The 1549-nt window shown below is 60.6% G+C and carries 1 protein-coding gene; it reads left to right on the top strand.

Going from position 1 to position 1549, the window contains the following annotated elements:
- The coding region (locus VE009_RS27175; protein WP_325013285.1) for a calcium-binding protein at positions 1 to 1549 on the top strand (1549 nt) is incomplete at both ends.

Raw genomic sequence — 1549 nt, 5'->3', positions numbered from 1 at the left:
CCGGCTCCGATGTTCTCAAGGGCGATGCAGGAGCCGACACCCTCAACGGCGGCGGAGGGAGCGATACGTATTATGTCGATGCGAACGACAGGGTCGAAGAGGATACGGGTGGCGACGACGACCTGATCATCGTCATCGGAGCCGGCAAGTACACGCTTGCTGGAGGCGTGGAGGACGGCAGAATCCAAGGCAATGTCGGCCTGGTGCACCTGATCGGCAACACCCAGGCGAACGAGCTCACCGGAAACGAGCTTGCCAACACCCTGGATGGTGGCCTTGGAGCGGATACGCTCGAAGGCGGTGACGGCAGCGACACCTATTATGTCGATGCCAGCGACACCGTTAAGGGTGACGCCGGCGGTACAAGCGATAAGGTAATCGTTACTGAGACCGGCACGTATACTCTGGCATCGGGCATCGAAATCGGTGAGATCCAGAGCGAGATCGGCGGTGTCACCCTGAAGGGCAATGGAGACGCCAACACGCTCACCGGCAACGAGACGGCCAACACCCTCGAAGGCGGCGATGGAAACGATTTGCTGCAAGGCAATGGCGGCGCTGACGTCCTCAAGGGCGGGGACGGAGCCGATGATCTACAGGGCGGGTCGGGCGACGACACCTACTATGTCGATCTCGACGACAAGGTCACCGACAGCTCAGGCACGGACACTCTCATTGCCACGAAGTCCGGAACATACAGGCTCGGACTGGACATCGAGAACGGCGGCATCGACACGGGCGTTGAAGGTGTGACCCTGATCGGCAATGACGGCGGCAATACGCTGACCGGCAACAATTTCGCCAATACGATCAGGGGCGGTGGCGGCAACGACTCCATCGACGGGAAGGACGGAGCTGACCGGCTCGAAGGAGAGATCGGCGAAGACACCCTCAATGGCGGTGCTGGTAACGACATTCTCTACGGCGGAACAGGAAGCGACAGCCTAGACGGCGGCGACGACAACGACGAATTGTTCGGCGGAGACGGTGCCGATACGCTCATGGGCGGTGACGGCGACGACACGTTGAACGGCGGCTCGGGCGAGGCGAACACCCTCGAAGGAGGCCGCGGCAATGATGTCTATTATGTCCGAGCCGGCGATACGGTGGAAGATATGGGCGGCAGCAACGATACCGCCTATGTCTACAGAGGAACGTTCGCTAGCCAAGCCCAGTACGACGCTTTCGTGCTCTCTCTCCAGAGAGACAAGGGCATCGAGAACATTGTCCTGATCAGAGACATCTCCGAGACCGGCGACGCTGGCGACAACACGCTCAACGGCGGCGAGGGCAACGATACCCTCGACGGTGGCAAGGGCAATGACGTCATCAACGGGAAAGGTGGCGATGACGTTCTCACCGGCGGCGAGGGCAACGACACTCTCAACGGCGGCCTCGGCAACGATATTATGACCGGAGGCTCCGGCAACGATACCTACCACGTCCATGACGAAGACGACGTGATCGTCGAGGATATCGCGGAGAGCGGCGGCACCGCGGATAAGGCCTATATCCACATCGGCAAGTACGAGCTTCAGGATACCGTCGG

It is taken from the genome of Paenibacillus sp. (assembly GCF_035645195.1).
Classification (GTDB): domain Bacteria; phylum Bacillota; class Bacilli; order Paenibacillales; family YIM-B00363; genus Paenibacillus_AE.
Note: the sequence above shows the minus strand (reverse complement) of the source record. Positions and strands in the feature narration are given on the sequence as shown.